Origin of the sequence: Treponema sp., from assembly GCF_045657965.1 — a bacterium.
GTDB lineage: Bacteria > Spirochaetota > Spirochaetia > Treponematales > Treponemataceae > Treponema_D.
The window spans coordinates 1-2,722 of record NZ_JAZOUG010000080.1 but is presented as its reverse complement, the minus strand read 5'-3'; the positions used below and the strand labels follow the sequence as shown (position 1 = coordinate 2,722).

At 35.9% G+C, this 2,722-nt stretch carries 4 protein-coding genes; 2 read left to right on the top strand and 2 right to left on the bottom strand.

Translation table 11 applies throughout. The annotated features are described in order from the left end of the window. Together ACKI5B_RS02910 and ACKI5B_RS02905 are read right to left on the bottom strand one after the other, a co-directional pair. Positions 1-272, bottom strand: a 272-nt coding sequence (locus ACKI5B_RS02910; RefSeq protein ID WP_407425651.1) for a hypothetical protein, incomplete at its 3' end; no start/stop codon positions are given. A gap of 1 nt (position 273) precedes the next feature. After that, entirely contained in the window at positions 274-786 is a 513-nt protein-coding gene (locus tag ACKI5B_RS02905) for a TIGR03546 family protein (protein WP_407425649.1), read from the bottom strand. Between the two features lie 55 nt (positions 787-841). On the opposite strand from ACKI5B_RS02905, the gene ACKI5B_RS02900 reads away from it, so the two are divergent. Both ACKI5B_RS02900 and ACKI5B_RS02895 read left to right on the top strand, forming a co-directional pair. After that, entirely contained in the window at positions 842-1,939 is a 1,098-nt protein-coding gene (locus tag ACKI5B_RS02900) for an N-acetylneuraminate synthase family protein (RefSeq protein WP_407425647.1), read from the top strand. Between the two features lie 8 nt (positions 1,940-1,947). Continuing rightward, positions 1,948-2,722 (top strand): endonuclease/exonuclease/phosphatase family protein (locus tag ACKI5B_RS02895; protein WP_407425645.1); only part of this gene is annotated, 775 nt, incomplete at its 3' end.

Genomic DNA, 2,722 nt, shown 5'->3' with positions numbered 1-2,722 from the left:
TTTTTTATATTTTTTGCAAGAACCTTGAGATTTTTTAATTCTGCCTTTGTATATTCAGAAGAACGTGGTACCCGGATAAGCTCTTTTTTGCCTTTCGTGTATTTTTCTGAAAACATTGACTGAATTTTTGCTTTATCTTCAGGAATGTAGATTTTTTTAAGAATTTTATCAAATTTTTTCTGTGTATAAGATTTTTTTAAAAGCCCTGGAAGTTTTTTTGCCGGAAACTTCTTTGCAGGCTTTTTTTCTTTTTTAATTTTTTCTGATTTCATTTTACTCTCCTGCCACCATTCCAGCGATTTTTCCAAGCAGAGGAAGTTTTGAAACAGCCTTTGCTATTTTTAATTTGCGGACAAAATGAGTGATGTATTTACGCCAGAGAAATACAAACAGCCGCCCCAGAATATACATAGGTATATAGAGAACAATCCCGCATAATAAAGAGCCCATAACAACAGAATTGTTAAATTTCGTAAATCCTACAAAAGGTACTTCGAGTAAATCAGCAAAAAAATCTGAAAAAGCAGGAATTGTAAGAAAGGCATAACCGACAGTATCAAACAAAGAACCAAATAACGGTGAAAGTGTCGATGCAATCAGCAGCATTATTAAATACATCGGCTTGTTAATTCTTATGAAAAGCACGAAAACAAAGACCAGAGCCCAAAGCAGATTGTTTTTTGGCATAAGTCCCAGTAAGACTCCAAAAGAAAATGCATGTGCAATTTCTCCGGGATTGACATTAGCATTTAATGCTTTGAATAGTTTTACAATTGGTTTAAGCATAACTTAATTGTAACACATAAAATCTCATGATAAAATACTGTAAGGAACTATTTTTATGAAAATTATAGCGGAAATCGGAACTTCCCATGGCGGAGATTTAATAAAAGCAAAAGAGTTAATCGATTTATCAATTGAAAGCGGAGCAGATTTCGTAAAATTTCAATGGGTGTATGCTTCAGAAATTCTTCACCCAAAAACAGGTTTTGTAAATCTTCCGACCGGGAAAATTCCTCTCTATGACAGATTTAAAGAACTTGAAGTTAAACCGGATTTTTTTGCCGAATGTCTTGACTATACACATAAAAAAGGCGCCGAATTTTTGTGTTCTCCTTTCGGACTGCGTTCACTTGAAGAACTTATTTCAATAAAACCGGATGCCATAAAAATTGCTTCCCCTGAGCTCAATCATATTCCGCTTTTAAAAAAACTTGCAGAATACCGCAGAACAAATGACATTCCGGTTATTGTTTCTTCAGGTGTTTCAAAATTAAGCGATATTGAAGAAGCCCTTTCAATTCTGGGCAGAAAAAATCTTACTCTTCTTCACTGTATTACAAGCTACCCTGCCCCCGAAGAAGAATATAATTTACGGCTTATTCCAAATCTTTCTGCGATTTTTGGGGTTCCCTGCGGTGTAAGTGATCATTCCTTAGACCCGATTCTCGTCCCTTCCATTACGGCAGCTGTCGGAGGAACAGTTATCGAAAAGCACATCACAATCTCAAAAGAAACGGACGGTCTGGACGATCCTGTCGCTTTAACAGGCGAACAGTTTTCTGTCATGAGTCACTGTGTTCATCAGTGTGATGCAGCATTCCGGCAATACGGAGAAAAAGCCGCTGCTTATATTTTGAATCAGCTGAAAGATGAATATGGAGAGCGGATTGAAAAAATTCTGGGAACTGGTGTAAAAGAGCTTGCAGAAGCAGAAAAGGCCAATTATGGAAGAACAAACAGGAGTCTCCATTTTATGAGGAAAATGAAAAAAGGAGAAATCATTTCAAAAAATGATATTGGAGTCTTACGAACAGAAAAAGAACTGTCGGTCGGTCTTCATCCGGGATTTTTGGATAAGGTAATCGGTTCTAAAGTTAACAGGGATATACAGGATGGCGAAGGCGTTCAGTTGGATTTTCTTTCCTTTCAGTTATAATTAAAGATATGAAAAAGAGAATCAGTTTTGTATTAATTTTAATTTCATCTGCATTACTGTTTGCAGGTGAAATAAATTTTCTTTCTTTTAACATGAATACACGGAGCCGGACAGCAGAACAGGCTGCAGATATGATTAAAGAATCTGGTGCAGATTTTGTTTTTTTGCAGGAAGTCTGGCTTGAAGAAAATAAAGATGCAGCTTTACACAAAATCTGCAGTCTGCTTGGAAAGTCTGAATGGAATTTCGTATCATCATCTTCCTACTCGCTAAAAACAATCCAGAAAAAAGGAGACGAAACTTATAAATCAGGCGGGAACGGACAGAATAACGCAGTAATTTATAACAGTACAAAACTTTCCGTAAAAAACCTTGCAGATGAAATCGGTTTCACTGATTTTTCAGGCGACTATCTTTTTGATAAAAACAATGTAATTCTTGTAGAAATCACACCGGCTGATAATAAATCCCAAAAATGCATTGCAATAAATGTACACCTTCCTTTTAATGACAGGCCGCACAGGAAACGGGATTTAGAAACACTGGAAAAGCTTTATGCACATTTTAAACTGAAATCCGCCGTAATCATTGCCGGTGATTTTAATTACTACAGAAGAGATCTTACTAAACGCAATTTTGATATTGTTGACGGAACAGAAAATTATTTTACAGACCCGAATTTCGGAATTCCAACAACTTTATCTACAAAAGGTACTGCTTCTGTTCTTTTTGCAAGTGATTACGATCATTTCATTCTGAACAAAAAACTTATCATTAAAAAGC